This window comes from Tardiphaga robiniae (genome assembly GCF_001618955.1).
Classification (GTDB): domain Bacteria; phylum Pseudomonadota; class Alphaproteobacteria; order Rhizobiales; family Xanthobacteraceae; genus Tardiphaga; species Tardiphaga robiniae_A.
On the sequence record NZ_LVYV01000023.1, the window covers coordinates 266,061 to 291,441 of the forward strand.

The 25,381-nt window shown below is 61.3% G+C and carries 25 protein-coding genes; 19 read left to right on the forward strand and 6 right to left on the reverse strand.

Features of this window, described 5'->3' with window-relative positions:
* Nucleotides 1-38: 38 nt before the first annotated feature.
* A complete protein-coding gene (locus A4A58_RS18835) occupies nucleotides 39-2,315 on the reverse strand; it encodes a glycosyltransferase family 4 protein (protein WP_068734866.1) in 2,277 nt (758 codons plus the stop codon).
* Between the two features lie 298 nt (nucleotides 2,316-2,613).
* Here A4A58_RS18835 and A4A58_RS31680 point away from each other — a divergent pair, with 298 nt between their 5' ends.
* From A4A58_RS31680 to A4A58_RS18850, 4 genes are all read left to right on the forward strand, one after another.
* Entirely contained in the window at nucleotides 2,614-2,742 is a 129-nt protein-coding gene (locus tag A4A58_RS31680; protein ID WP_256461248.1) for a hypothetical protein, read from the forward strand.
* Between the two features lie 116 nt (nucleotides 2,743-2,858).
* A complete protein-coding gene (locus A4A58_RS18840; RefSeq protein WP_068735371.1) occupies nucleotides 2,859-3,050 on the forward strand; it encodes a hypothetical protein in 192 nt (63 codons plus the stop codon).
* 124 nt (nucleotides 3,051-3,174) lie between these two features.
* Nucleotides 3,175-3,678: a ferritin-like domain-containing protein gene (locus A4A58_RS18845; RefSeq protein ID WP_068734868.1), complete on the forward strand. Its 504-nt coding sequence runs from the start codon at nucleotides 3,175-3,177 to the stop codon at nucleotides 3,676-3,678.
* 143 nt (nucleotides 3,679-3,821) lie between these two features.
* Nucleotides 3,822-4,016 carry a hypothetical protein gene (locus A4A58_RS18850; RefSeq protein ID WP_068734870.1) on the forward strand — a complete coding sequence of 65 codons (195 nt, stop codon included), beginning with the start codon at nucleotides 3,822-3,824 and terminating at the stop codon, nucleotides 4,014-4,016.
* 260 nt (nucleotides 4,017-4,276) lie between these two features.
* Here A4A58_RS18850 and A4A58_RS18855 read toward each other — a convergent pair whose 3' ends face one another.
* Nucleotides 4,277-5,053: an SDR family oxidoreductase gene (locus A4A58_RS18855; RefSeq protein WP_068734872.1), complete on the reverse strand. Its 777-nt coding sequence runs from the start codon at nucleotides 5,051-5,053 to the stop codon at nucleotides 4,277-4,279.
* A 25-nt stretch (nucleotides 5,054-5,078) separates the two neighbouring features.
* On the reverse strand, nucleotides 5,079-5,777 hold the full coding sequence (locus A4A58_RS18860) for a GntR family transcriptional regulator (RefSeq protein ID WP_068734874.1): 699 nt from the start codon (nucleotides 5,775-5,777) through the stop codon (nucleotides 5,079-5,081).
* Nucleotides 5,778-5,958: 181 nt separating this feature from the next.
* On the opposite strand from A4A58_RS18860, the gene A4A58_RS18865 reads away from it, so the two are divergent.
* The 5 genes from A4A58_RS18865 (at nucleotide 5,959) to A4A58_RS18885 (ending at nucleotide 12,661) form a co-directional block, all read left to right on the forward strand.
* The gene (locus A4A58_RS18865; RefSeq protein WP_068734875.1) at nucleotides 5,959-7,215 is read left to right on the forward strand and encodes an ABC transporter substrate-binding protein; all 1,257 of its coding nucleotides are present in this window, start codon (nucleotides 5,959-5,961) and stop codon (nucleotides 7,213-7,215) included.
* 121 nt (nucleotides 7,216-7,336) lie between these two features.
* Nucleotides 7,337-8,215, forward strand: coding sequence for a branched-chain amino acid ABC transporter permease (locus A4A58_RS18870; protein WP_068734877.1), 879 nt, complete (start codon nucleotides 7,337-7,339; stop codon nucleotides 8,213-8,215).
* A gap of 10 nt (nucleotides 8,216-8,225) precedes the next feature.
* Complete coding sequence (locus A4A58_RS18875; protein ID WP_081421952.1) at nucleotides 8,226-10,745, forward strand: branched-chain amino acid ABC transporter ATP-binding protein/permease; 2,520 nt, start codon at nucleotides 8,226-8,228, stop codon at nucleotides 10,743-10,745.
* Between the two features lie 8 nt (nucleotides 10,746-10,753).
* On the forward strand, nucleotides 10,754-11,701 hold the full coding sequence (locus A4A58_RS18880; protein WP_068734881.1) for a 3-hydroxyacyl-CoA dehydrogenase: 948 nt from the start codon (nucleotides 10,754-10,756) through the stop codon (nucleotides 11,699-11,701).
* Nucleotides 11,702-11,737: 36 nt separating this feature from the next.
* The gene (locus A4A58_RS18885; protein ID WP_068734883.1) at nucleotides 11,738-12,661 is read left to right on the forward strand and encodes a 3-keto-5-aminohexanoate cleavage protein; all 924 of its coding nucleotides are present in this window, start codon (nucleotides 11,738-11,740) and stop codon (nucleotides 12,659-12,661) included.
* A 390-nt stretch (nucleotides 12,662-13,051) separates the two neighbouring features.
* Here the strand turns inward: A4A58_RS18885 and A4A58_RS30835 are convergent, their stop codons facing one another.
* Nucleotides 13,052-13,225, reverse strand: a complete 174-nt coding sequence (locus tag A4A58_RS30835; protein WP_158005707.1) for a hypothetical protein — start codon at nucleotides 13,223-13,225, stop codon at nucleotides 13,052-13,054.
* Between the two features lie 289 nt (nucleotides 13,226-13,514).
* Complete coding sequence (locus tag A4A58_RS18900; RefSeq protein ID WP_283804900.1) at nucleotides 13,515-14,579, reverse strand: LacI family DNA-binding transcriptional regulator; 1,065 nt, start codon at nucleotides 14,577-14,579, stop codon at nucleotides 13,515-13,517.
* Between the two features lie 71 nt (nucleotides 14,580-14,650).
* Here A4A58_RS18900 and A4A58_RS18905 point away from each other — a divergent pair, with 71 nt between their 5' ends.
* From A4A58_RS18905 to A4A58_RS18930, 6 genes are read left to right on the forward strand one after another with little or no spacing between them, the layout of a single operon-like run.
* Complete coding sequence (locus tag A4A58_RS18905) at nucleotides 14,651-15,541, forward strand: dioxygenase (protein WP_068734889.1); 891 nt, start codon at nucleotides 14,651-14,653, stop codon at nucleotides 15,539-15,541.
* 7 nt (nucleotides 15,542-15,548) lie between these two features.
* Nucleotides 15,549-16,295 carry an SDR family NAD(P)-dependent oxidoreductase gene (locus tag A4A58_RS18910; RefSeq protein WP_068734891.1) on the forward strand — a complete coding sequence of 249 codons (747 nt, stop codon included), beginning with the start codon at nucleotides 15,549-15,551 and terminating at the stop codon, nucleotides 16,293-16,295.
* A gap of 19 nt (nucleotides 16,296-16,314) precedes the next feature.
* Entirely contained in the window at nucleotides 16,315-17,199 is an 885-nt protein-coding gene (locus A4A58_RS18915) for a 3-keto-5-aminohexanoate cleavage protein (protein WP_068735375.1), read from the forward strand.
* A gap of 20 nt (nucleotides 17,200-17,219) precedes the next feature.
* Nucleotides 17,220-18,239, forward strand: coding sequence for a quinone oxidoreductase family protein (locus A4A58_RS18920; protein ID WP_068734893.1), 1,020 nt, complete (start codon nucleotides 17,220-17,222; stop codon nucleotides 18,237-18,239).
* A gap of 4 nt (nucleotides 18,240-18,243) precedes the next feature.
* A complete protein-coding gene (locus tag A4A58_RS18925; protein ID WP_068734895.1) occupies nucleotides 18,244-18,594 on the forward strand; it encodes a cupin domain-containing protein in 351 nt (116 codons plus the stop codon).
* Between the two features lie 34 nt (nucleotides 18,595-18,628).
* Complete coding sequence (locus tag A4A58_RS18930) at nucleotides 18,629-19,597, forward strand: Bug family tripartite tricarboxylate transporter substrate binding protein (protein ID WP_081421954.1); 969 nt, start codon at nucleotides 18,629-18,631, stop codon at nucleotides 19,595-19,597.
* A 187-nt stretch (nucleotides 19,598-19,784) separates the two neighbouring features.
* On the opposite strand, the gene A4A58_RS18935 is transcribed toward A4A58_RS18930, so the two are convergent.
* Nucleotides 19,785-20,936: a LacI family DNA-binding transcriptional regulator gene (locus A4A58_RS18935; RefSeq protein ID WP_068734899.1), complete on the reverse strand. Its 1,152-nt coding sequence runs from the start codon at nucleotides 20,934-20,936 to the stop codon at nucleotides 19,785-19,787.
* Nucleotides 20,937-21,127: 191 nt separating this feature from the next.
* On the opposite strand from A4A58_RS18935, the gene A4A58_RS18940 reads away from it, so the two are divergent.
* The 4 genes from A4A58_RS18940 to A4A58_RS18955 are packed head-to-tail and all read left to right on the forward strand — an operon-like array spanning nucleotide 21,128 to nucleotide 25,379.
* Nucleotides 21,128-22,207, forward strand: a complete 1,080-nt coding sequence (locus tag A4A58_RS18940) for a maleylacetate reductase (protein ID WP_068735378.1) — start codon at nucleotides 21,128-21,130, stop codon at nucleotides 22,205-22,207.
* Entirely contained in the window at nucleotides 22,204-23,571 is a 1,368-nt protein-coding gene (locus A4A58_RS18945) for an amidohydrolase family protein (RefSeq protein WP_081421955.1), read from the forward strand. Before A4A58_RS18940 ends, A4A58_RS18945 begins: the two co-directional genes overlap by 4 nt.
* On the forward strand, nucleotides 23,568-24,485 hold the full coding sequence (locus A4A58_RS18950; protein WP_068734901.1) for an NAD(P)-dependent oxidoreductase: 918 nt from the start codon (nucleotides 23,568-23,570) through the stop codon (nucleotides 24,483-24,485). Before A4A58_RS18945 ends, A4A58_RS18950 begins: the two co-directional genes overlap by 4 nt.
* Nucleotides 24,486-24,494: 9 nt before the next feature.
* Nucleotides 24,495-25,379: an intradiol ring-cleavage dioxygenase gene (locus A4A58_RS18955; protein ID WP_068734903.1), complete on the forward strand. Its 885-nt coding sequence runs from the start codon at nucleotides 24,495-24,497 to the stop codon at nucleotides 25,377-25,379.
* Nucleotides 25,380-25,381 lie beyond the last annotated feature (2 nt).

Here is a 25,381-nt window from a genome sequence, read left to right on the forward strand (position 1 = left end):
AATCTCGATTGTCTGCTGAAAGGGGGAGCTCAACGTTATCAGGCCACGCGGGTCGCGGACTTCGACTGATCTTCGGCGATACGCGCCATGTGCCGAATTTCGGATAGGCCGAGCAGGTAGGATACGACCGACTCGCCCCCGCGGTTTTCATTCGCGCGGTCCGGATGCAGTCCGTCACGGCAGCTTCCTGTCTCAAGATCGACGAGCGGGATAGAAAGGTCATTGCTGCCGAGGAACCACGCGAAGACCCGGGCGGCTTCGCTCTTCCATTCGATATTTTGGTCAGCGCGCCACGCCGCAAGGCTGGCCGCGATGGTGGCAGCAGCCTCGACAGGCTGTTGGTCGAAGCTGCGCGGCTGGCGTCGGATGTCGTGAAATCCCTCCGTGCCCACCGGCCTGAACTGCCCGCTGGCCGAGGTCTGCTGCGTCAGCAGCCAGCGCAGGCTTCTCAGCCCGGCATTGAGATAGTCCGGGCGTTTCATCGCAGTGCCGGTGAGAATCAAAGCCTGGCAGAGTCTGGCATTGTCATAGGAAAGTCCGTCTTCGAACCACACCCAATCGCTCGTCTCGACTTTCTCAAGAAGCGAGACGAGCCTGTCGGCCAGAACCGTCCGGATTGCATTGGCACGGCTATTGTCGGTGACGGTCGTGCAATACGCATCGAGTCCCAGCAATACGAACGCCCAGGCACGGGGCGAGAGGAAGTCGCCGACCTTTGGTAAGGCCTCGGCAAAGAGTGCTGCGGCCCAGGTCCGCCGAGAGGGGTTCGCATCCGAAAGAGCGCAAACGCCCAGCGCCCAAAGCGTGCGCCCATGACTGTCTTCCGATCCGCTTTCTTCCAGCCAGCTGCGATCGAAAGCCATGAAATTTCGAAACCGGTGCGTCTCGGGATTCCACGCATGCTGGACGAAAGCTGCAAAGCGGGAGGTCAGGACCTCCGACAGACGCAGTTCCCCTGGAGTGTTCAACGCGCATGCCAGCAGTAGCGCGCGGGCATTGTCGTCGATGCAATAGCCATGCAAGCGATCCGGAACACAGTGGACCGCATGCTGCAACAGCCCGGTGTCGTCGCACATCGACAAGAAGTGACCAATGCGCATCTCGGGAGGTGCGCGACTATCTCGCAGGAGCGTACTCGTATCCGACTTTGCAATGGTCTTGAGCCTGTGGCGGCGACCCGCGTTCTCGAAAACGGACATGTACCGATCGGCCGTCCGTTCCCAGGTCATGGACCGGCTGCTGGCATAGGCGCGCTTGCGCATCGCCTGGCGCAGTGGCGCATTGATCAGAAGCTTTTCGATCTCGGTGCCGATCGCATTCGCATCCGCGAACGGGACGATGATGCCGCGGCCATCGGCAAGCAATTCGCGGGCATGCCAATAGGGAGTCGATACCACGGCCTTTCCCAAGCCAAAACTATAGGCAAGGGTGCCTGACGTCATCTGAGATTCGTTCAGATAAGGCGTGACATAGACATCGCACATTGAGATGAAATCGAGCAAGGTCTCCTGGTCGACGAAACGATCAAGGAAGACAACGTGATCCGCGACGCCAGCTTCGCGGGCCCTTGCAATGAGGGATTCGCGATAGGTCTCACCTTCGTCATGTACCAGATTTGGATGGGTTGCGCCCAATACGACATAGACCGCACCCGGACAGGTGCTCAGGATGGACGGCATCGCATCGATCATGAATTCGATGCCCTTATTGGGTGAAAGCAGGCCGAACGTCAGAATGACAGACCTGCCGGCAAAACCGAGCCTCGCCTTTGCATCGTCGGGCTCCACAAAAGCGAATTCCGGAATTCCATGTGGAATGATCTCGATCTTCTCTTCGGCGACCTGATAGATGGTCCGAAGCAGTTCCCGACCTTTCTCCGCCATCACCACCACTTTCGACGACATCTCGACAACGCGTGTGAAGACATCTTTTTGTGCGGCGGTGGGCTCTGCAAGAACCGTATGAAGTGTTGTCACGATCGGCATCTTGAGCAGCGAGAGAAGCTGGATGATATCGCTCCCTGCTTCGCCGCCGAAGATACCGAATTCATGTTGAAGCGACACCACGTCGAAATGGCCGCTGTTCAGGAATTCCGCTGCACGTATGTAGTCGTTGATCAGCCCGTCATTGATCTGAATGCCAACGGTGGCTGGATAGTCATAGAAATGACCGTGATCGGTCATCGCCACGATAACGGTTTTGGAGTCTGCGCGGGCGGCTGCTACTGCGCTCTGCAGATCGGTAGTGAACGTGGCGATCCCACATCGGCGTGGAAGTGAATTGCCAATGAATGCAATGCGGCTGAACACCGTCAATCTGCTGCCTCGCGATTTCAATGTTGAAAGGGCAATCGCTCAAAATTGGCAATGCTGCGCCAGCCGCGGCATATCGGACAATTTCGTGACAAAAGCAGCGCGCGCTCGGCAGGGACCATCAGGGTCATCAATGCGCGCAAGCGCAGGGTGCGCTCTTTCTTCGCGAATAGCCATTAGTATCTTCGAGGGCTGGGAGGTGGAACAAGTCGGTGGGAGGTCAGCGAGAGAACGGTGATAATAAATCGGTCTTTCAGTGCCGGTCGTGGTAACGCTCGGGCTCACACAGCGGGAGTACGATATGGCCAAGGGAAATCGCGAAACCAAGAAACCGAAGAAGGTGCCGGTCAAGACGATCGCTGCTGCAGAGAGCCTCAAAGGCGGCGGTCCCAAGATCATGCCGGCGCTGGGCGCGGTCAGAAAGAAGTAGTGTAGATTCTGTCGTGCTAGTGCGGGACTTTCCAGCAGTTATCAAACTGCGCGCCTGCTGACGCAGTGATGATGCGTCAGAGTCATGACATCGCAAGCTCACAGATCGAGGAAAATATGTCGATCAAGACGGCTATTCGAGATGCGTACGGTACACCGGCGATGTTCGCCGGCTCCAAGACAGGGCAGGAAGATGCACCGTTTGTTTTCATCAATGTTGGCGGCGAGGAGCGCCGGATGAGATCTGCCGAGTGGGAGGCGCTGCCGCCATGGCTAGGGGAACGCCCGGCCTGGGCAGGCAAAGGCTGACATTCGAGGTCTTTCCTCGCCTGCTGGAACATAAATCCTTACGGCGACTTGTCGGGCGTGAATAACCTCAACCAAAGAATGCGAGGCCCCTGCATCAGCGGGGGCTTTTTATTGGAGAAACCTCATGGCCAAAAAGCCCAAGCTGCTCGCCGACCTTTTCCACGACACCCTCAAGGATGTGTATTTCGCCGAGAAGAAGATCTTCGCAACCCTGCCGAAGATGGCGAAGGCCGCTCACGACAAGGGTCTGAAAGCGGCCTTCCTGAAACATCAGAAGGAAACCGCAGGTCAGATCAAGCGCCTTGAGAGCGTGTTCAAGATTGCCGGCAAGAAGCCCGTCGCCAAGACCTGTGCGGCCATCATGGGCATCACGAAGGAGGGTACCGAGATCATGACCGAGTACAAGGGCATGCCCGCGCTCGATGCCGGCCTCCTGGCAGTCGCTCAGGCGGTGGAGCATTACGAGATGTCTCGCTACGGCACGCTTCGTACATGGGCGCAAGAACTGGGTATGTCGGATGCGGCCTCGTTGCTCGACGCGACTCTGAAGGAAGAGAAAGCTACGGACGCTGCGCTGACCAGTCTGGCAAAGTCGGTCGTCAACGTCGAAGCTGAAGCCCAGATGTGACACAGATGCCCGGTTGCTTCGGCGGCCGGGATCTGCCGGTGTTTGAGAAAGTCTGGAACATTTGGCGCTGGCGAGCTTTACATTGGACAACCGCCGCACCGCGCGTCGGATACAGATGGCCTCTGCCATCACAAAGGCCAGCCATGAACATCCAGGCCGTCGATCGCGCCCTCGACATTTACGGGGCGCTCTCAGGTCATTCCGAGTCGCCCGGGGTTCGGCAAAAGCTTTCCATGCACCTCGACGAACTGGCGGTCAGCGGCGAGAAAGATCACCACCGTTTGACGGTGCACGGTCTGACATTCCTTCGCGAGTACGACCGACAGCGCAACAGCTAGCTTGTCTCAAAAGCCGCGGTGACTATAGCCGCTATCGTCGCGATGATGATCGCGGCGATATTCATAGAGCTTAACATGCGCCATGCGGACACTCTGCGTGATCAGCAGTCGGTCAGACCAATACAGAAGACGCGCCCAGGACTTAAACGGTCTGCAGAAGCTGCGGGTCCAGCCAAGCTGACGTCTGTGTACTAATTCATCGGAAGAATGCGGGCATTCAGTGCGCGTCAGTGGCTTGTTCGAGTCTTGAGCATCGACCGCTAGCCTAGCATTTGGGTGTCGCCGCAGATCGAAATAGCCTGGCCCGAGATCGTGCGTCCGCGTGGGCTGGCCAGGAACAGGATCTGGTCGGCGATCTGTTCCGGTGTGACGTAGTCCTTGATTGACGTATAGGAGAACGCCGTTTTCTCCATCTCCGCAAAGGAAATGCCGCGCTGCTGCGCCTTGGCTTCGAGCACGCGGCGCTGGCGATCGCCGGCGACGAGGCCGGGCAGGATCGCGTTGACGCGGATGTTGTCGGGGCCGAGCTCGATGGAGAGCGATTTCGTGAAGCCGATGACGCCCCATTTCGCTGCAGCATAGGGCGAGCGCATAGCGAAGCCCACGCGGCCTGCCGCCGAGGACAGGTTGACGATGGAGCCGTTGCTGCTCTGGCGCAGCAGCGGTACGGCGAGGCGCGTGCAGTTGAACTGGCCGGTCAGGCAGATGTTCAGGCAACGGTCCCAGTCATCGGGATGCATCTCCTCGACCTTGGCGGTCGGGCCTGCAATACCGGCATTGTTGACGAGGACATCGAGGCCGCCGAGTTTGGCCACACCCTCATCGAACACATTCTGAACTGAAGCACGGTTGGCAACGTCGCAATGGGTCTGCGTGATCGCTGGATCGCTTTTCGCGAGCGCGGCAAGGGCGTCCTGATCCACATCGCAGACATGAACCTTGGCGCCTTCACCGGCAAAGGCGCGGGCGATGGCGAGACCTATGCCATTGGCGCCGGCAGTAACGAGGACGCGCAAACCCTTGATGTTGAGATCCATGATGGCTCCGGAGACTCTGTGAGATCTAGGCGGAGAGGCCGCCGCGCGAGAGGATGAAGTTGGCTGCGCTGGTGATGTCGGCGGCGATCGCCGTCTTGGCGGCGTCTGTATCGCCAGTCTCGATGGCCTTGCGGGCATCGGCGTGAAAGCGGATCGCTTCGCCCTTGGCTAGACGATCGGGATTGCCGCGCAGATCGAGATTGATGACGGGGCCGGCCTTCAGCCAGAGCGCACGGATGATCTCGACCAGGATCGGCGATTGCGCGGCCTCGTAGACGGCGAAATGAAACGTCTTGTTGAGTTCGACCGCGCGCGGCAAATCGGGCGCCCTCACTTCGCTTTCTGCGCGCATGGCCGCTTCTGCGATAGCGATGGAAGCGAGATTGCTGTCGCCACGTAGTCGCGCTGCCTCTGCTGCGGCATGACCCTCGATAGCGATCCGCACCTTGGTGAGGTCGCGAAACTGCGTCGCCGACATCACGGGCACGCGCACCGCGCGGTTGGCGGCGACTTCCAGTGCCTTGTCGGCGACGAGGCGCGATACCGCCTCGCGCACCGGCATGATGGAGACGCCGAGTACCTCGGCCGCCGTGCGCAGCGACAGCTTTTCTCCCGGTGCGAGTCTGCCCGAGATGAGCAGATCCGCCAGTTGCGCGTAAGCACGCTCCCCCAGCGTCTGGCGGTCGAGCGGCTCCACAAGGCTCAGCGCAGTCGGCAGGTTCAACGCGGCCTCCGGGTATCGTCGCGAAATTGCAGGGAGGGACTCGACAAAGTCCCCGTCTTTTGCAACTCTAACTGTGATCACAGATCACGGCAAGCGAACAAAGCCCTCTCAACAGAAGAGTGCGGCGCCTGCCGGAGGGGAAACAGCCGCGCCTCGCGGCCGTATCAGGGAGACGAATCTGATGTCGAACACCAATCAATTCACGCGCCGCAGTCTGCTGAAGACTGCGGGCGGTCTCGCACTTGCTTCCGGCCTCTCTGCACCATCGGTCCTGAGCGCGCAGACCTCCGACGTCATCCGCATCGGCCATCTCACGCCGCGTACCGGCTTTCTCGGCCCGCTCGGCGAATATGGCGTGATGGCCATCGACCTCGCTGTTGAAGAGATCAATGCCGCCGGCGGCATGATGGGGCGCAAGGTCGAACTGCTCAAGGAGGACTCGATCAATCCTCAGACGGCCTCGACCAAGGCGGAGCGCATGATCGAGCGCGACAAGGTCGCCTGTATCATCGGAGAGATTTCGTCGGCATCGTGCCTGACCATCGCGCAGGTCGCCACGCGCAACAAGACGCTGTTCATCAACACCGGCGGCAATTCCGATGCGCTACGCGGCAAGGACTGCCAGCGCTACATGTTCCACGTCGAGTCGCAGAACTCGATGTATGTAAAGACGGTCGGCCGCTCGTTCCTGCGCGATGGTCTCGTGAAGGGCAAGAAGTGGTATTCGCTCACGGCGGACTACGCTTTCGGGCATGACCTGTTGAGCGTGTCGAAGCGCTTCATGCAGGCCAATGGCGGTAATTTCGCTGGCGACGACCTGGTGCCCACCGACGCCACGGACTTTTCTGCCTATCTCCTCAAGATTCGCGAGGCCAAGCCTGATCTCGTGGTGATCAATCTTGCCGGCAACCAGATCACCAACTTCCTCAAGCAATATGCCGAATTCGGTCTGACTTTCCCGGTCGGCGGTTTCGGCTTCGACACCGCTCTGGCCTGGGCTGCAGGCAAGGGCAATTTCGTCGGCACCTGGCCTGTGGTCTGGCATCATCTGCTGGATACGCCCGGCAGCAAGGCCTTCGTCGCGGCCTTCACCAAGAAGTACAACAAGCCGCCGGAGAACCAGGCCTGGGGCGACTACATCGCCACCAAGATCGTGGCGCAGAGCATCAACGAGTTGAAATCGGCTGAGTCGCCGAAGATCATCGAGCATCTCGAGAAGGGCGCGAAGTTCGATCTGTTGAAGACACGTCCCGGCTACTTCCGCGCATCGGATCATCAGCTGATGCACGAAATGTATGCGGTGACGGCGCTGCCTGCTGACAAGATCAAGAACCAGTGGGACATCTTCTCATCGAGCCCGGCCGTCCCGGGGCCGGATGAACCGCTCGAAGTGATTGCGTCCACCGCGGAAGAGAACGTCTGCAAATTCCCGAGCTAGCAACAATGTCGGCGTTTCGCCTTCGGGCGAGACGCCGACATTCTGCTCGCGAAGTTGCTTTCGTCTCGTCCTTCCGACCCCTGTCAGATGCGCATCAGCGCGCGACTGCGGAGCCCATATCATGTCCGCCATGTTGCTCACCCAGCAGATCCTCAACGGACTGCTTGATGGTGTCTATTATCTTCTGATTGCGCTCGGCCTGTCGCTGATCTTTTCGCTCGGCGGCATCGTGAATCTCGCGCATGGCGCGTTCTATGCGATCGGCGCCTATCTTACCCTCGTCATTTCGCCCTATCTCGGCTTCGGTGGCGCATTCGTCGTGGCCCCCGTTGTCGTTGCGCTGCTCGGTGTTGTCATCGAGCGGACGTTGTTCCGGCGCTTCTATCGGTCCGATCCCATTCTCTCGCTGCTGCTGACTTTCGGGCTCGCGATGGTCGCCGAGCAGGCCTTGCGTATGATCTTCGGCGCGCCGCCTTTGTCGTATTCGATCCCGCCAGCGCTGCGCGGTCAGGTCGCGATCGGAAGCTTCATCTATTCGTTCTATCGCGTGGTGCTGCTCGGCATCGCCGTGGCCTGTGTGGTCGGGCTCTGGGTGCTGCTGCAGAAGACCTCATTCGGCCGTGTGGTCCGGGCCGGCGTTCAGAATCCTGACATGGTCGGAGCGCTCGGCATCTCGCTACAACCTTACATGTCGGTGGTGGCTGCGCTGGGTATTGGTCTAGCGGGACTCGCGGGCGTGTTGCTGGCGCCGATCTATTCGATCCATCCGGCGATGGGACAGGAGATCATCACGCCCGCCTTCGTGGTGGTCGTGATCGGTGGCCTCGGCTCGTTCTGGGGCGTGGTGATCGCTGCGCTGCTGGTCGGATTGGTCAAGGGCGTCATGGTCGGCATCGGCTATTCGGCGGCGTCCACGGCGGCGATCTATTTGTTGATGCTTCTGGTGCTGCTGTTCCGGCCGCGCGGCTTGTTCGGCGAACGTATCATGCGGTTCGAGTAAGGCGATGCCAATGTTGAATCGTCTTCCCGTTCCATTGCTGATCGCGGGCGTCGGCTTGCTCATCCTGCCGCCGATCTTGCTGGCGCTCGGATTGACCGTGACGTCGGCGACGGAGATCGTCGTCTTTGCACTGGCCTGCATGGCCCTGAATATCCTGGTGGGGCACACCGGTCTCGTCTCGTTCGGTCATGGCGCCTGGTTCGGCCTTGCGGCCTATGCTGCAGCGCTGATCCAGCGCAACTGGATGCCGAATTCATTCGTCGGGCCGACGCTGCTTGCGCTTGTCGTGGTGGCCATCACGGCGGCTGCCTTCGGCTACCTGATCCTGCGCCGCCGCGGCGTGTATTTCTCGCTGCTGACGCTGGCGCTCGCGGCCATGCTCTACAGCGTCTCGTTCCGCTGGACCGACGTCACCGGTGGCGAGAACGGCCTTGGCGGCATCACCCGGCCGGCACTGCTTGGCTTCGACCTCGATGCAGGTACGACTTATTATTGGTTCGTGGCGCTGATCGCGTTTCTCGTGCTGATCCTGCTGTGGCGCTTCCACAATTCCACGGTCGGTTCGGTGCTGGTGGCGATCCGCGAGAACGAACAGCGCGCGCGCTTCCTCGGCTATCCCACCAATCGCTACAAGCTCGCCGCCTTCGTGCTGTCGGCTACCATCACCGGGCTGGCCGGCATTCTGCTGCTCTACAAGAACCGTATGACGTCGGCGGATCCCATTTCGGTGGCGTTCTCTGGCGAGCTTCTGGCCATGGTCGTGATCGGCGGCATGCGCAGTTTCCTCGGGCCGGCGCTCGGTGCGCTGTTTTTCATTCTTTTTCGTGAGTTTCTCGGCATCTATTCCGAGAACTGGTTGTTCTGGTTCGGTCTCGTTTTCGTTGGCTTCATCATCTTCTCGCCTACCGGCCTAATCGGTATGGGCGAGCGGCTGATCGCGCCATTCCGCAAGAAAGTGGAAGAAGACGCGGCAATGTCGGCGCGGCGCATCGAAGTGCTACCACTGCCGGAGTTTTTGCGACCGAAGTCGTCAGTCGACGGAGCGGTACTCGCTGCCAGCCATATCGTGAAAAGTTTCGGTGGCATCAAGGCCGTGCAGGGCGTCGATATCGCCATCGCCGATCGCACGCTGCATGCGCTGATCGGCCCGAACGGTGCCGGCAAGACCACGGCGTTCAATTTGCTGTCGGGTATGTACAAGCCGGATCAGGGAAGCGTGTCGCTGATGGGCATGCCTATCGCCGGCCATACACCAGAAGATATTGCAAGCGCCGGCATTGGGCGTTCGTTCCAGATCACCAACCTGTTTCCTGCGCTCAGTGTTGGCGAAAATATCCGCCTCGCGGTGCAAGCCCGGCATCCGCGGCGCTTCGATCCCGTGACCAACGCGCTATCGATTAGCGCAATCAACGCGGAGACCGATGCGGTGATCCGCTATCTCGGCCTCGCTGGAATCGAGAAGGCAGAGGCAGGCATGCTGTCTTACGGCGGCCAACGCCTGCTCGACATGGGCGTCGCGCTGGCTACAGCGCCGCGCGTCCTGTTGCTTGACGAACCGCTTGCAGGCCTCGCTGCTGCCGAACGTGAACGTATCGGTGCGATCATCAAGCGCATCTCGACCGATTTGCCGGTTCTGCTGGTCGAGCATGACATCGATCGGGTGTTCCAGCTGGCCGACCACGTCACCGTCATGAATGAGGGACGCGTATTGCTGGATGGCTCCGTCGAAGAGGCGCGCTCCAGCCCGAAGGTGCAGGAGGTCTATATCGGGTCGGGCACAACGGCTGTGGCTGCGCGTCCGCGCGAGACCGCAGCGGGGGCGAAGCCGCTGCTGACGGTGAAGAATGTTGATACGTTCTATGGCAAGAGCCATATTCTCAACGACGTCAATTTCACCCTGCACGAGAACGAGATCATCGCACTGCTCGGGCGCAATGGTGCGGGTAAGTCGACCTTGCTCAAGTCGTTGATCGGGATCGCGCCGGCATCGAATGGCTCTATTCAACTGGCAGGCAGCGAGTTGATCGGCCTGTCGTCTGCGGAAGCCGCGCGACTCGGCATCGGTTACGTACCGCAGGGACGCGCCTTGTTCGCAGGCATGACCGTCGAGCAGAATCTCGAACTTGGTGGTCTCAAGCGGCAGACTGGCAATGGCGTGCATTGGACCCGCGAGCGCATCTACGACTATTTCCCGCGCATTCGTGAGCGTCTCGACAGCCCCGCCGATTATCTGTCAGGCGGCGAGCAACAGATGGTGGCCGTGGCGCGTGCACTGTCGGGTGACGTCCGCGTCTTGTTGCTGGATGAGCCGTTCGAAGGATTGGCGCCCGCGGTCGTGGAGCAGTTGTTTGAAACCTTTGACCGGCTCCGCAAGGAAATTGCCATCATCATCGTCGACCATAATCTCGATCTGGCATTGGCTTTGTCCGATTCGACGGTGGCGCTGGAACGGGGCAAGGTAATTCATCAGGGACCGTCGAAGGCCCTGCGTGACGATCTCGATCTGCGCCGCAAGGTGCTGTGGCTGTGAGAACAGAAATGACAACAAACAATCGGCATGTTGCGATCGTAGGAGTTGGCTTGATTGGGCGGGCCTGGGCAACGATCTTCGCCCGCGCAGGTTGGACCGTGCGATTGACCGATCCGCATCGCCCGACATTGGACGCTGCGCCTCAGCTTATTCGCGATGAGCTGCATGCGCTGGCCCGCCATGGGCTTGCCAATGACCCCGACGGGGCTGCCGGACGCATCTCGATTGCAGGGAGCTTGGCCGATGCTGTGAAGGACGTTGCCTTCGTGCAGGAGAACGGCCCCGAAAATGTCGATCAGAAGATCGCCATCTTCGCCGAACTCGACCGTCTCGCGCCTCCGGATGCACTGCTCGCGTCATCCACCTCGGCCATCGTCGCCTCTCGCTTCACGGAAACGCTTCCGGGGCGCGCGCGATGTCTTGTCGGTCATCCCGTCAATCCGCCACATCTGGTGCCGCTGGTCGAACTATGCGGCGCACCCTGGACCTCGCAGGAGACCATCGACCGCGCGCGTGAGATCTATCGCGAGATTGGGCAGGTACCGGTCACCGTCAACCGCGAGATCAACGGTTTTATCCTCAATCGGCTGCAGGGCGCTTTGCTCGCCGAGGCGTTTCGTCTTGTCGGCGAAGGTTATGTCTCTGCGGAGGATCTCGACCACACCGTGAAGGACGGCCTTGGCCTGCGCTGGTCGTTCCTCGGCCCGCTGGAAACCATCGAGCTCAATGCGCCTGGCGGCATCCCCGATTACTGCGCGCGCTATACCGGCTTCTACAAGGAGCTGGCTGCCGCATCGGCAGGGCCCGAGGTCTATCAGAGCCCGAATGTCGATCGGGTAATAGCGGCCTGGCCGCATCAGCCGTCGCCCGACCGGATTGCCGCGCTGACGCAGCAACGCAACGAACGCCTCGCTGCGCTGGCGGCCCACAAGGCTGCGCAGGGCAGCAAATCTTGAACCGCACGATCTCTCAACAGCAAGACGGAGACTGACATGAGCCGCAAAGTCATTATCACCTGTGCCGTGACGGGTGCGATCCATACGCCCTCGATGTCCAAGGCATTACCGGTCACACCGCAGGAAATTGCCGACGCTGCAGTCGACGCGGCGGAAGCGGGTGCCGCTATCGTGCATCTGCACGCACGCAACCCGAAGACCGGGCAACCCGATCAAAGCCCCGAAGCTTTTGCGCCATTTCTGAAGATCATCAAGCAGCGCACTAATGCGGTGATCAATCTGACCACCGGCGGTGCGCCCACCATGACGGTGGATGAACGCGTACGGCCCGCCGCGGTCTACAAGCCGGAAGTCGCCTCGCTCAACATGGGCTCAATGAATTTTGGCTTCTTCGGCATGCTCAACCGCTTCAAAAAGTTCGAACATGACTGGGAATTGAAGCACCTGCAGAACAAGGACATCGTGTTCCGCAACACGTTTCAGGACATCGAATATGTGCTGAAGACGCTGGCCGAGACCGGCACGCGCTTCGAGTTCGAATGCTACGACACGGCGCATCTCTATAACTTGGCCTACTTCCTCGAACAGGGGCTGGTAAAGCCGCCGCTGTTCATCCAGACGGTGTTCGGCCTGCAGGGCGGCACCGGGGCGCACCCCGAGGATGTGCTGCACATGAAGCGAACGGCAGATCGGCTGTTCGGCGACAAGTATGTCTGGTCGGTGCTTGGCGCCGGTCGCAATCAACTGCCGATCGCGGCGATGGCTGCGGCGATGGGAGGCAATATCCGTGTCGGTCTGGAAGACTCGCTGTGGGCGGCGCCAGGTCGCATGGCCTCCTCGAATGCCGAGCAAGTCACCCTCGCGCGCAAGATCGTCGAAGGCCTCGGGCTTGAAATTGCAACCCCGGATGAAGCGCGCGAGATGCTTGATCTGAAGGGTGGGGACAAGCTGGAGGTTTAAGCTATCCCTGGAGGAGGCAGACAGTGCAGGAGATGTCCGCCTCCTCTGCTTTGGGGGAACCCGTTGGCGAATGCCGCTCTGGCATGAAGTCGACGTGGTGGGCTACCGCTCTTGGCGCAAAGCGGATATTTGGCGCGCTGGACGTCGCGCAGATCGCATACTTTATCGTTCATGAATTTGGCGTTTCTCAACCAAATTTCTCCGTATGGTTCTGTTCACTATCCGCTTTAGGGAAGTAGGGAGCCGCATAAGAGATGCTGCGCCATGTTCGAAGATCAACTTCGACAAGGAGGCGTCAATGGCCCTTATCATTATGCCGTTTTTGGTGACCGCAGCGGCTGTTAGTATGTTTGTCCTGGCGACTGAGCGCACCGATGACAAACAGTGCAGTTAGGCGCGGGGCTGGTCAGATTTAGAAACTTCCGGTTGATTGGAGAGCAGCAGAACAGCTTCTGAGATCAACAAGGCTACATCGCTTAGATCCAGGCGTTGGGCCCGGCCTCGCATGATGTGCAGATCGTTTTTCAACAGAATAAGTTGAGCGCGGCGAGAAACATCAGGCATCTTGGGTTCCCTAGCGTGGGAACCGCCCAGCTTCATTATATGGAATGTGGAATAGCGCCGAATTACTGCAGATGAATGTTCAATGCATCCCATATGACGTCAGACCTGTCATGCAACTCGCTCCGGTCTGATCGTTCGCTTGTTATCGTTTGGGCGTAGCCGCTTCTGGATTGGGCCGAATTGATTAGGAAGCTCGGGGTTCTTTTGCCGATATGCGAGTCCGCCCTTGGTTCAAAGCGGGGGGCAAACCAGAATCAGGTTGGCTCAATTAATCAGATACAACGCTGGCTTATCGCGAGATCCTTGGTGGCTGTGTCGAGCGGCGCACGACGAGCAGGGGCGCTGTGACGACATAAGGCGCATCGCCGCGGACGCCTTCGATCAGGTCGAGCAGGAGTTGGCCGGTCTGTTCACCCATCTCGCGGTGGCTGATGCGGATCGTGGATAGCGGGGGATCCACCAGATCCACCAGCGGCATGTCGTTGTGACCGATCACTGACAGATCTTCCGGACATCGCCGGCCCGTTTCGCGCAACGCTTCATAGATGCCGAGCGCGAGGAGATCGTTGGCTGCGACGATGGCGGTGGCCTCAGGCTGTCGTGCGAGCAGTCTGAGTGCGGCGGCGCGTCCTGCCTCGCGCGTGAATGCTTCAGCTTCTTCGATATCATTGTCGGCCGGCGTGAAACCCGCTTCGTGCATTGCCTCCACGAAACCGCGGCGGCGGAGTGATCCGGTCGATAGCATTTGCGGGCCGGCGAGGTGGAGGATGTGGCGATGCCCAAGTTCGAGAAGATGCGCAACCGCGAGCCGCATGCCGGCCACATCGTCCGAGACCACCGAAGGCACACGCGCCTCAGCTTCCGCGCGATTGACAAGCACGACAGGGACTTTCCAACTCAGACAACGCTCGATCGAATTATCCTTGAGCGCGACATTCGCCAGCACGAGGCCGTCCACGCGGCGCGCCACGAGCCGTTGAACGATGTCGTCGGCGCCCGTCCGTTGCGGTTGCGGGTCGGCGACGATCAACGCGTAGCCGCGCGCCGATAGCACGTCTTCGAGACCGCCGATGATCGGCGAGAAGACCGGGTTCGCGATGTCCGGGACGATGATGCCGACCATGTTCGAACGGCCGCTGCGCAGACTCGCGGCCACCGTGTCCGGGCGGTAACCCAGCCGCTCCGCTGCTTCCAGAATCCGGCGCACGACTGGCTCGCCTATCCGTCCGCGGCGGGCAGGGTCGAGCGCGCGCGAAACGGTGGATGGGTGCACCCCCACTTCGCGCGCAACGTCTTTGATTGTCGTCATCCCTGCCACGTTCTCCAAGCTATCTGTTGCAGTTGACTTGCGCAATCGATTGCATTAATCGTGCAATCGATTGCGCAGCGTGGACAGCCAAAAAATCGCAATGTGAGGGAGTGTCGATGATCATTACGCGTCAGGAGGACGTGACCGACGTTGTGCTTGCCGCGATGAGCGCTGCACCCAATGAGCGGCTGCGCACGGTCATGACCGCCTTCGTTCGTCATCTGCACGAATTTGCCCGCGAGGTCCGGCTGACCGAGGCGGAATTCGAGTTTGCCATCGATTTCCTGAACCGCATCGGCCAGGCGACCAACGACAGCCATAACGAGGGCGTGTTGTTCAGCGATGCAGTCGGGCTCTCGACGTTGGTTTGCCTGTTGAACAACGGCCAGGACGGTGCGAGCGAAACCGCCGCAGCGTTACTCGGGCCGTTCTGGCGGGCGAACGCTCCGCGCGTGGAGAATGGTGCCTCGATCTTGCGTTCGCCGACGCCCGGTGCACCGCTGTTCGTCGATTGCCGCATCACCGACGCGCTGGGAGCGCCGCTCTCGGGTGTCAGCGTTGATGTCTGGCAGGCGTCGCCATCGGGAATGTACGAAAACCAGGACGCCGGTCAGGCTGACATGAATTTGCGCGGCGTGTTTGAGACGGATGCGAACGGCCGCTTCGCCTTCCGCTCGGTCAAGCCTGCTGGCTATCCGGTGCCGACCCATGGTCCGACCGGGGAGATGCTGGCCGCGCAGCGTCGGCATCCGTTCCGGCCGGCGCATCTGCATGTGCTTGCCTTCAAGCCAGGCTTCAAGACGCTGATCACGCAGATATTTGTCGATGACGACGAGCATCTGGAGAGCGACGTCGTATTCGGCGTGACGCGCGCGCTGATCGGCGATTTCCGCAAGGGCGAAGGAGCGCCGCCCGCGCCGGACGTCGCTGGCGAATGGTTCAGCCTCAACTACACTTTCGTGATGGAGCCCGGCGAAGCCGTGCTTCCACAACCTCCCATCAAGTGAGCTGTCGATGTCCGATATTCTTGCGAACAAGGTAACCGTGGTGATCGGCGGTTCGGGCGGCATCGGCGCCGCGGCCGCGCAAGCCTTGGCCGCCGAAGGCGCCCGTGTCGTCGTGACCTGGCGCTCCGGCGAGACAGCCGCCAACGCGTTGCTGGCCGGCCTTCCGGGCGAGGGCCATCTCGCCAGACGCGCGGTGGTTGAAGATAGCGCAACGCTGACGGCGCTTGCCGGCGAGGTGGAGCGAGCGTTCGGTCGCTGCGATATTCTCGTCAACACCGCGGGCTACACGAAGCCGATCCCGATCGGCGATCTCGATGCGCTGACCGACGAGTTTATCGACGACATGTTCAAGGTGAACTGGCGCGGCCAGTTCGCGGCCATCCGTGCTTTTGCGCCGCTGCTCAAGGCGAGCGGCGACGGGCTCATCGTCAACGTCTCCTCGATTGCGGGGCTGAATGGCGTCGGCTCCAATCTGGCTTATGCGGCGATCAAGGCGGGTATCGACACCATGACCAAGTCGCTTGCGCTGGCGCTGGCGCCGGCCGTGCGGGTGATGGCGGTTTCGCCGGGCGTGGTGGCCACCGACTTTGTGCCGGGCCGCGACGCGGCCGCGCTCGAAAAGGTCGCGGGGACCATCCCGCTCAAGCGTGTTGCGACGGCCGAGGATGTCGGCCGTGCGATCGCGGCCTGCGCCACCCACCTGACCTATTCCACCGGCTCGCTGATCGTCGTCGACGGCGGCCGGGCGTTGTAAGGAGAGATTGATGCGCCCGATGCTCGACAAGATCGTTATCACTTGCGCCGTCACCGGCAATCTGACGCGGCCGGACCAGACCCCGCATCTGCCGATCACGCCGGAAGAAATCGCCGACGCCTGCCTCGGTGCCGCAGAAGCCGGCGCGGCAGTTGCGCATATCCATGTGCGCGAGCCCGGCACCGGCGCACCGTCGATGAAGCTCGAATATTATCAGGACGTCGTCGGACGCATTCGCGCGCGCAATCGCAACCTGATCCTGAACATCACCACCGGTCCCGGCGGTCGCTTCGTACCTTCGCAGGACGATCCCAAGGTCGCCGCCGCTGGCACCACGCTGATGAACCCGGAAGAACGCGTCGCCCATATCACGGCGCTGAAGCCCGATATCTGCACGCTCGATCTCAACACCATGAATTCCGGCGGGCAGGTGGTGATCAACACGCCCGGCAATGTGCGCCGCATGGCGAAGGTCATCCGCGAGGCCGGCGTGAAACCCGAGATCGAACTGTTCGATTCCGGCGATATCGCACTTCTGCACGATCTCCTCGCCGATGGTACGCTCAGCGGCCCGGCGCTCACCTCCTTCGTGATGGGGGTGAAATACGGCTTCCAGCCGTCGCCGGAAACGGTGCTGTATGCACGCGGTCTGCTGCCGAGGGATGCGCATTTCACGGCCATCGGCATCGGCCGCTCCACATTTCCCATGGTGGCGCAATCGGTGCTCGCCGGCGGTCATGCCCGCACCGGTCTGGAAGATGCGGTGATGCTCGGCCGCGGCGTACTGGCGCCGTCGAACGCCGTGATGGTGGACAAGGCACGCCGCATCATTGAGGAACTCGGCGCGCAGATCGCGACGCCTGCTGAAGCACGCGCACTGTTCGATTTGCCGGGCGCCGCATAACACAGCATTCGAGGACTGAAATGACTGCAGCCGCCAAGACTTCCTCCAGCGTCACCGCAAACTGCCTGCGGGTCGCCGTCAAGGCTGATCGCATCGAGAATGTGGCGCTCGGCATCGAGCAACGCACACTCGCCTGCGCGAGGCCAGGCGATGCGCTGGTCGAGATAAAGGCCGCCGCGATCAATCCGTCGGACGCCAAGGCGACGCTCGGTCTGATGCCGCATGCCGTATTTCCGCGTACGCCTGGTCGTGACTTCGCCGGCGTCGTGATCGACGGGCCGGCCGACCTGATCGGCAAGGAAGTGTTCGGCTCGTCCGGCCAACTCGGGATCGGCCGCGACGGCACCCATGCCACGCATCTGGTGGTCGAAGCGTCTGCGCTGGTCGAGAAGCCGGCAAACATCAGCCTCGCGGAGGCGGCTGGCATCGGTGTGCCCTTTGTCACCGCGCAGGAAGGCTTTCGTCGCAGCGGCATGCCGAAACCCGGCGAGACGGTGTTGATTCTTGGCCTCAACGGCAAGGTCGGTCAGGCGGCGACGCAGATCGCGTCATGGCAGGGCGCCCGCGTGATCGGCGTCGTCCGCAAGGACGAGCTATATGCTGGCCATGCCCATGGCGAGGTGACCGTCATCGATTCCAGCCGCAATGACGTCGCTGCGACGGTGCGCGAACTCACCGGCGGCAAGGGCGCGGACCTCGTCTACAATACCGTCGGCGAGCCCTATTACGACGCCGGCACGAAATCGCTCGCGCATCTCGGCCGCCAGATCTTCATTGCCTCCACCAAGGCCACCGTGCCGTTCGACATCTTCGCCTTCTATCGCGGCAAGCACACCTTCTTCGGTGTCGACTCGCTGTCGCTGTCATCGCCGGAAGCCGGCGAGATCCTGCGTGAATTGGTGCCGGGTTTCGCCAGCGGCGCGTTGAAGCCGTTTCCGATCGAGCCGGACGCGATCTACCCGCTGCAGCGCGCTGCAGAGGCTTATGTCGCCGTGCTCGGCTCCTCGCGCGACCGTCTCGTTTTTCAGCCGAACGGGTGAAGCCATGCATGTCGTCCGCCTGAACGATGCCCCGCGCTACGAAGCCCCTGGCCACAATGACATGCGGATGTTCCGCTTGCAGGGCCGCGACGCCGGGCCGGGCGATGTGATGTGGCTCGGCATGAGCCAGATTCTGCCGGGCGGCGGCCTCACGCCCTCGGCCTCGCCGGAGGAGAAGTTCTATGTCGTCCTCGAAGGCGAGGTGACCTTCGAGACGCCGGATGGCATCGCCACCCTGGGCACCTGGGATTCCTGCCGCATCGCGCCCAACGAGACGCGCGCCTTGCGCAACGAGACGAAACGACCGGCGGTGGTGTTGCTTGCAATGCCGCTGCCCAACACCGCCAGAGGCTGAAAGCCCGGCACTTGGTTTTCTCAGGGAGAAAAAGATGGATCGCCGACAATTCATGATCGGCTCCGGCCTCGCCGCGACTGCGGCACTGATGGGCAGCGGAGCCATTGCGCAGACTTATCCGAACCAGCTCGTGCGTATTATCGTGCCGTTTTCGGGTGGCAGCCTCACCGACATCCTTGCCCGTTCGGTGGCCGAGAAGCTTGCTGCGAAGTGGAAGCAGCAGGTCATCGTCGAGAACAGGCCCGGCATCGCCGGTGTCAGCAGTGTCGCCAAAGGCCCGACCGATGGCTCGCAGATCATGCTGACCTCGAACGGGCATAGCGTGATCGGCGTGGTCAACAAGAACCTCAACTTCGATCCGATCAAGGATTTCGCTGCGATCAGCCGTGTCGGATCGACGCCGTCCATCCTGATCGTGCCGCCGGATGCGCCGTTCAAGACGCTGGCCGAATTGATCGCCGCGGCAAAGGCCAAGCCGGATTCGCTGAGCTACAGCTCTGCCGGCGTCGGTAGTTCCACCGGTATCGCCGCCGAACTGTTCAGGCATCTCACGCAGACCAAGATGGTGCTGATCCCGCATCGCGGACTGCCGGAATCCCAGATCAGCATCATGCGCGGCGACACCTCGGTTGCCTTCACTTTCTTCGGCGTCGGTGGCGACCTGATCCAGTCGGGAAAGTTGCGCGCACTGGCAGTCACCGGCAAGAGCCGCATGGCGCAACTGCCTGATGTGCCGACCTTCGCCGAGGCAGGGCTCCCCGAATTCACCTACGATAGCTGGTTCGGCATGCTCGCCGCCGCGGCAGTGCCGAAACCCATCGTCAGCCAGATCGCGCGCGATCTCGCCGAGGCGCTCAGCGATCCGGCCCTGATCAAGCAGTTCGCCGCGCAGGGCGCCGACATCGCCAGCTCGACGCCGGAAGCGTTCGAGGCCGAGTTGCGCAGCGATGCGGAGCGTTATGGCAAGCTCGTCGCGATGTCGACGGACGGAGCGGCCAAGTAAGAAGGCGGGCCTGCAGCACGCGACGCGTCTGCAGGCCCGTTGGCGTTACTTCACGATATACGCGTCGGGCGTCGGGCAGGTGCGTCAAACGCTCACGCGGCTGCTGCGGAAGTCTCCGATTTCGGTCGAGCACCCAGATTCGGCGCCGCCCTTCGATGCCAGCGCTGCAGAGTGCGTCAAGTTTCGCTTAGCTTTCCCGGTGCCGTATTCTGACTTCTCTTTTGGCCGCGTCAGAAAAATCTGACGAACGTGTCTTGGTCGGCAGCTTGATCGCGGCGACAGAATCCCGCGCGAGCAGAACCGGCTTCAGCACGATCCGATCGTTTTGAACCGGCGTTCCCTTAATCATCGCAATAAGGATGTGAGACGCCTGCGTTCCCAGCTCCGCAGTTGGCGTACTGATGGTCGTCAGTGCCGGTGCTATCGCATCCATGAACAGCATGTCGTTCATGCCGACCAGCGAGATGCTGCCGGGACATGAAATGCCCCTGTTTCTCAGGTGCCGAAGGCAGCCTACGGCCAGCATGTCGTTGCCGGCCACAATCGCTGTAATATTGGGATTCTCCGCCAGCAAACGCTCGCAAGCGAACTCGCCTTCCTCGACCGTAAAGGCCTCACCGAAGACGGCAGTGGGCGTAACTCCGTCTTGAGCCAAGACTTTGCAAGCGCGCCGAAAGCCGCGATAGCGGTGGTAACCCGTCGACACATTTTGCGGGCCGCCGACATGAGCAATTTGCCTGTGCCCACACTCGGCGAGATGATGAACCGCCAGTTCCATTGCCTTCGCGTCGTCGACCCGGACGCTCGGAATGAATTCGCTTTCAGGATCGCGAAACACCGCGACGACTGGAATATTCGCCTCGACGCAGGCTGCGATGCCGGGATCGTTTCGCTCGAAGGTCGCGACGATCAGCCCCTCGACGCCTTGCTGGATGAAACGATCGATCAGCGCGGCCTGCCTGAGCGGATGGTTGTCGGTATTGCCGACGATGGTGACGTATCCAATCTCGGCGAACCGGTCCTCAATCGCCCGCACTATGGGGGGATGGACGGGGTCACCAAGGTTCGAAACAATAACGCCGACGGTGCGAGATCGCTGGGTCCGAAGCGCCGATGCCATGGCGTTGGCCCGATATCCCAGCTTCTTCGCGCAAGCTTCGACGCGCTCGATCATTTCTGGGGAGATCAGGTGGCGCTTCTCGGGATTGAGCCCGCGCGACACCGTTGACCAATGGACGCCAGCACACTTCGCGACATCAATGATTGTCTTACGCGACGACCGCTCCTGAAGCGCGGGTGACGTCTTCTTGGTGTTCTTGGTTTTTTTGGGCATCGCCATCCAGCCTGCTCGCGCGCGTCGTCGTATCCGCTAACGATCACGTGAGAATGCCTCATCTTGCACAAATTGACAAACGTGTGCAGAGTTTCTTGACAAACGTGTGCACGGGAATGATGGTAGCGAAAATCCGCTGCATGCCTTGGTGCAATGCAGCGCAAACGCGCTAACGGCGTCGACGATCAGGGATGGAAATGGTGGAGAGCTTCGTCTATCAGGCGGCGCCCATGCGAGTCGTCTTCGGCTCGGGACGGCTGGCAGATCTGGCCGCCGAGCTCGACCGACTCGGCATTAAGCGCGCGCTCGTTCTGACGACAGTCCAACAGAAATCTCACGGTGAGCAGATTGCCGCGCTGATCGGTAACCGCGCGGCTGGTGTCCATGCGGGCGCGGTGATGCATACGCCGGTTGATGTGACCGAAGTTGCGATGCAGCAGGTCATGGCCCTGCAGGCCGACGGGATCGTCGCGGTGGGCGGTGGTTCGACCATCGGGCTCGGCAAGGCGATCGCGCTGCGGACCGACCTGCCGCAGATCGTCGTACCGACCAGCTATGCCGGGTCCGAGATGACGCCGATCCTGGGTGAGACCCGCGAGGGACTGAAAACCACGCAATCGAGCCCGAAGATACTCCCCGAAACAGTCATCTACGACGTCGACCTGACGCGTACATTGCCGCCTGCGTTTGCGGTGACGTCGGGCATCAATGCAATCGCTCACGCTGTCGAAGCGCTCTATGCCCGTGATGCCAATCCGGTCGTGTCGTTGATGGCGGAAGAGGGCATCCGCCTGTTCGCCGGCGCGCTGCCGAAGCTTGCGGCTGGCGAGGACGATGCGGCGGCACGCGACGACGCACTGCGCGGTGCGTGGCTGTGCGGCGCCTGTCTCGGCGCTGTCGGCATGGGACTTCACCACAAGCTCTGCCATACGCTGGGCGGCACGTTCAATCTGCCGCATGCTGAAACCCACACGGTGATCCTGCCGCATGCGATGGCCTATAATGCTCCCGCAGTGCCGGTCGCGGCGGCTCGCGTCGCGCGCGCACTTGGCGCCGGACAGGCCGCGCAGGGACTGTTCGATCTCACGCAGGGCCTCGGCGCCAAAGTCGCGCTGCGCGATCTGGGAATGCCGAAGGACGGCATCGAACGCGCCGCCGACCTGGCCGTCAGCAATGCCTATTGGAATCCGCGGCCTCTGGAACGCGATGCCATCCGCGATCTGATCGCGCGGGCCTGGGCGGGCGATCCTCCGGTCATTGCGGAGGCGTTGCGATGACGGCGATGCGTACGCTCATCAAATCCGCCACCATCCTGACCATGGACGACACGATCGGCGACCTCGCGCAGGCTGACCTGCTTGTTGATGGCGATCGCATCGTGGACATCCGGCCAGGCCTAGATGCCGCTGATGCAGAGATCGTTGATGGTCGTGGCCGCATCGTCATTCCCGGCCTCGTCAACGCGCATATGCATACGTGGCAGACAGCCTTGCGCGGCTTCTCCGCGAACTGGACGCTGCCTGAATATTTCCGCCGCATGCATGCGGGACTGGCCACGGTCTTCCGTCCCGAGGATATCCATATCGGCACGCTGATGGGCGCGCTGAACCAGATCAATTGCGGCACCACCACGCTGGTTGACTGGTGTCACAACAATCCAACGCCTGCGCACAGTGATAGCGCCGTCGCGGCTCTGAAAGAGAGCGGCATCCGTGCCGCGTTCTTCCACGGCTCGCCGAAACCGGAGGCGGCGCCGGGGCAGCCACACTTCTCCGAGGTTCCGCATCCGCGCCATGAGGTCGAGCTCTTTCTGGCAGGCGCACTGTCCAACCGCAGCGACCGCGTCACGCTCGGGCTTGCGATTCTTGGCCCACATTATTCGACCATGGATGTTGCCATCCATGATTTCGAACTGGCGCGTGAGTTCGATCTGATTGCCTCGATGCATCAGGGCGGAGGCCCTGCCAAGACGCCGGGTGGCTGGGCGAGACTGATTGCAGCTGGTCTGGTCGGTCCCGGCATCAACATCGTGCACGGCAACGATCTTCCGGATGATCTGCTGCGTCAGCTTGTCGATCTCGGCGTGTCGTTCTCGGTCACGCCGGAAAATGAAATGAATCAGGGCCACGGCTACCCGATTACCGGGCGGCTATTGAAGCTGGGATCGCGGCCATCGCTCGGGGTCGATCTGGAATCCGTGCTGCCCGGCGACATGTTCAACGTTGGCCGCATCGCACTGTCGATGCAGCGCGCGCTGGACAATGCCGAGAGCCGGCAGGCCACGGGCGCCATTCCAGCGGCGACGACAATCACGACACGCGAGGCTTTGCGCTGGATCACCATCGAGGGCGCCCGCATGCTCGGGCTTGAAAGCAGCATCGGCTCGCTCACACCGGGCAAGAAGGCGGATCTGGTCGTCATCAACGCCACGGACCTTAACCTCTGGCCGGTCCATGACCCGGTTTCTACGGTCCTGATGCAGTCCAGCATCACCAATATCGAGGCGGTCATGATCGACGGCATCTGGCGCAAGCGAGGCGGACGCCTGCTGGCGGAGAACCTCGACCACAAAAAGAATGAACTCGAGCGATCAGGCATGCGCATCGTCTCCGAGATCGAACGTCAGGAGAAAGCGGCATGACAACCCCGTCGAGAGATCAAGCACAGGCCGTAGCCTGGATCGGTGTTGGCAAGATGGGCTTGCCTATCGCCGGCCGTATGGTGGACGCCGGTATTAGTGTCGCCGGTTACGACCCGGGCCAGCAGCGCATGGTGTTGGCACAGCAGCTTGGGCTTCAGACGGCCAACTCGGCCGCGGACGCCGCTGCAAACCACTCTATTATCTTTACCTCGCTGCCTGACGATGCTGCGCTGCGCTCCTTGGTGCTTGGGTCTGATGGTCTGCTGAACAAGCTGCCACGCGGCACGATCCTGATCGAAACCAGCACAGTAAGCGCCGAAATATCGGCTGAAGTCGGCGTCGCGGCGGAGGCAACGGGTGTCGCCTATCTGCGCGCGCCGGTGTCCGGCAATGCAGCGATTGCGCATACCGGCGCGCTGACCTGCTTCGTGTCGGGGCCGCGCGACGCGTTCGATGCGGTGCAGTCGCTGCTGGCGACGTTCACGCGCGCGCAAACCTATCTCGGCGTGGCTGAAGAGGCGCGATTTGCCAAGCTCGCGGTCAACCTGATGATCGCGGTGTCCGCGGGAATGATGGCCGAAAGCCTCGCGCTGGCTCGCAAGGGCGGAATCTCCTGGCAGGATATCCTCAAGGTCCTGGACGACAGCGCGGTCGCCTCGCCGATGGTCAAGTACAAGACGCCGCCACTGGCCACGCGCAACTTCGAGTCCACTTTCTCGTGCCGGCAGATGGCCAAGGATCTCGATCTAATCATCGGCGCTGGTCATCACGTCGGCGTGCCGCTGCAACTCGCAGCGCAGGTGCGAGAAATCTACGGATCCCTCGTTGCACAGGGAGATGGCGAATCCGACTTCATCGCCACCGTGCGCCACGTCGAGCGACTGTCGGGTCTCGGCGAGCCGAAGCTTGGGTGAGGAGGGGCCATGCGGAATTTCAACGAGAACACCATTACCGACGCCGTACTGGATCGCATCACGGATGCCGGCCAGCCGCGGATCAGGCAGATCAGCGAGGCGCTGGTACGCCATCTGTATGCCTTCGTCCGGGAGGTTCGGCCAACCCAGAGGGAATGGGAGCAGGGCATCGAATTCCTGACGCGCACCGGTCACATGTGCGACGATAAGCGCCAGGAGTTCATCCTGCTTTCGGATACGCTCGGGGTGTCGATGCTGGTCGATGCTATCAATCATGGTGCCGAGGATGGCGTGACGGACACGACCGTGCTCGGGCCGTTCTTCGTCCAGTCGGCCCCGGAGAAGAAGCTTGGCGAAGACATCTCCGGTGGCATGGAGGGCAACCCGATGATCGTGACAGGCTCGGTCTCGACACCGGACGGCAAGCCGATTGCAAATGCCACGATCGATGTCTGGCACTCCGACGACGACGGGTATTACGATGTTCAGCAGCTCGACAAGATCGGCGATCTTGCGATGCGCGCGCGGTTTCATGCCGATGCCGAGGGCCGTTTCCGGTTCTGGTCGATCAAGCCGGCGGCCTATCCGATCCCGCATGACGGACCGGTCGGCGATATGCTCACGGCTCAGGGGCGTCATCCGTGGCGGCCTGCCCATGTTCACTTCATGATCTCGGCGCCTGGTTTCGAGCAACTGGTGACGCATGTGTTCGTCGCGGGCGACAAGTATCTCGACTCCGACGTCGTCTTCGGTGTCAAAGATACGCTCATTCGCGAATTCGTCCGGAAGGATGCCGGCGAAGCTCCCGACGGGCGTATGCAGAACACGCCTTACTATCATTTGAATTACGATTTCGGTTTGAAGCCAGACGCCAATAAGGCGCATGCTGTCTAGCT

What these genes read in the sequence shown, in the direction of transcription:
- A4A58_RS31680 (WP_256461248.1), top strand. Translation starts at nt 2,614, where the DNA reads ATGGCCAAGGGAAATCGCGAAACCAAGAAACCGAAGAAGGTGCCGGTC.
- A4A58_RS18840 (WP_068735371.1), top strand. Translation starts at nt 2,859, where the DNA reads ATGTCGATCAAGACGGCTATTCGAGATGCGTACGGTACACCGGCGATG.
- A4A58_RS18845 (WP_068734868.1), top strand. Translation starts at nt 3,175, where the DNA reads ATGGCCAAAAAGCCCAAGCTGCTCGCCGACCTTTTCCACGACACCCTC.
- A4A58_RS18850 (WP_068734870.1), top strand. Translation starts at nt 3,822, where the DNA reads ATGAACATCCAGGCCGTCGATCGCGCCCTCGACATTTACGGGGCGCTC.
- A4A58_RS18855 (WP_068734872.1), bottom strand. Translation starts at nt 5,053, where the DNA reads ATGGATCTCAACATCAAGGGTTTGCGCGTCCTCGTTACTGCCGGCGCC.
- A4A58_RS18865 (WP_068734875.1), top strand. Translation starts at nt 5,959, where the DNA reads ATGTCGAACACCAATCAATTCACGCGCCGCAGTCTGCTGAAGACTGCG.
- A4A58_RS18870 (WP_068734877.1), top strand. Translation starts at nt 7,337, where the DNA reads ATGTCCGCCATGTTGCTCACCCAGCAGATCCTCAACGGACTGCTTGAT.
- A4A58_RS18875 (WP_081421952.1), top strand. Translation starts at nt 8,226, where the DNA reads ATGTTGAATCGTCTTCCCGTTCCATTGCTGATCGCGGGCGTCGGCTTG.
- A4A58_RS18880 (WP_068734881.1), top strand. Translation starts at nt 10,754, where the DNA reads ATGACAACAAACAATCGGCATGTTGCGATCGTAGGAGTTGGCTTGATT.
- A4A58_RS18885 (WP_068734883.1), top strand. Translation starts at nt 11,738, where the DNA reads ATGAGCCGCAAAGTCATTATCACCTGTGCCGTGACGGGTGCGATCCAT.
- A4A58_RS30835 (WP_158005707.1), bottom strand. Translation starts at nt 13,225, where the DNA reads ATGCCTGATGTTTCTCGCCGCGCTCAACTTATTCTGTTGAAAAACGAT.
- A4A58_RS18905 (WP_068734889.1), top strand. Translation starts at nt 14,651, where the DNA reads ATGATCATTACGCGTCAGGAGGACGTGACCGACGTTGTGCTTGCCGCG.
- A4A58_RS18910 (WP_068734891.1), top strand. Translation starts at nt 15,549, where the DNA reads ATGTCCGATATTCTTGCGAACAAGGTAACCGTGGTGATCGGCGGTTCG.
- A4A58_RS18915 (WP_068735375.1), top strand. Translation starts at nt 16,315, where the DNA reads ATGCTCGACAAGATCGTTATCACTTGCGCCGTCACCGGCAATCTGACG.
- A4A58_RS18920 (WP_068734893.1), top strand. Translation starts at nt 17,220, where the DNA reads ATGACTGCAGCCGCCAAGACTTCCTCCAGCGTCACCGCAAACTGCCTG.
- A4A58_RS18925 (WP_068734895.1), top strand. Translation starts at nt 18,244, where the DNA reads ATGCATGTCGTCCGCCTGAACGATGCCCCGCGCTACGAAGCCCCTGGC.
- A4A58_RS18930 (WP_081421954.1), top strand. Translation starts at nt 18,629, where the DNA reads ATGGATCGCCGACAATTCATGATCGGCTCCGGCCTCGCCGCGACTGCG.
- A4A58_RS18935 (WP_068734899.1), bottom strand. Translation starts at nt 20,936, where the DNA reads ATGGCGATGCCCAAAAAAACCAAGAACACCAAGAAGACGTCACCCGCG.
- A4A58_RS18940 (WP_068735378.1), top strand. Translation starts at nt 21,128, where the DNA reads ATGGTGGAGAGCTTCGTCTATCAGGCGGCGCCCATGCGAGTCGTCTTC.
- A4A58_RS18945 (WP_081421955.1), top strand. Translation starts at nt 22,204, where the DNA reads ATGACGGCGATGCGTACGCTCATCAAATCCGCCACCATCCTGACCATG.
- A4A58_RS18950 (WP_068734901.1), top strand. Translation starts at nt 23,568, where the DNA reads ATGACAACCCCGTCGAGAGATCAAGCACAGGCCGTAGCCTGGATCGGT.
- A4A58_RS18955 (WP_068734903.1), top strand. Translation starts at nt 24,495, where the DNA reads ATGCGGAATTTCAACGAGAACACCATTACCGACGCCGTACTGGATCGC.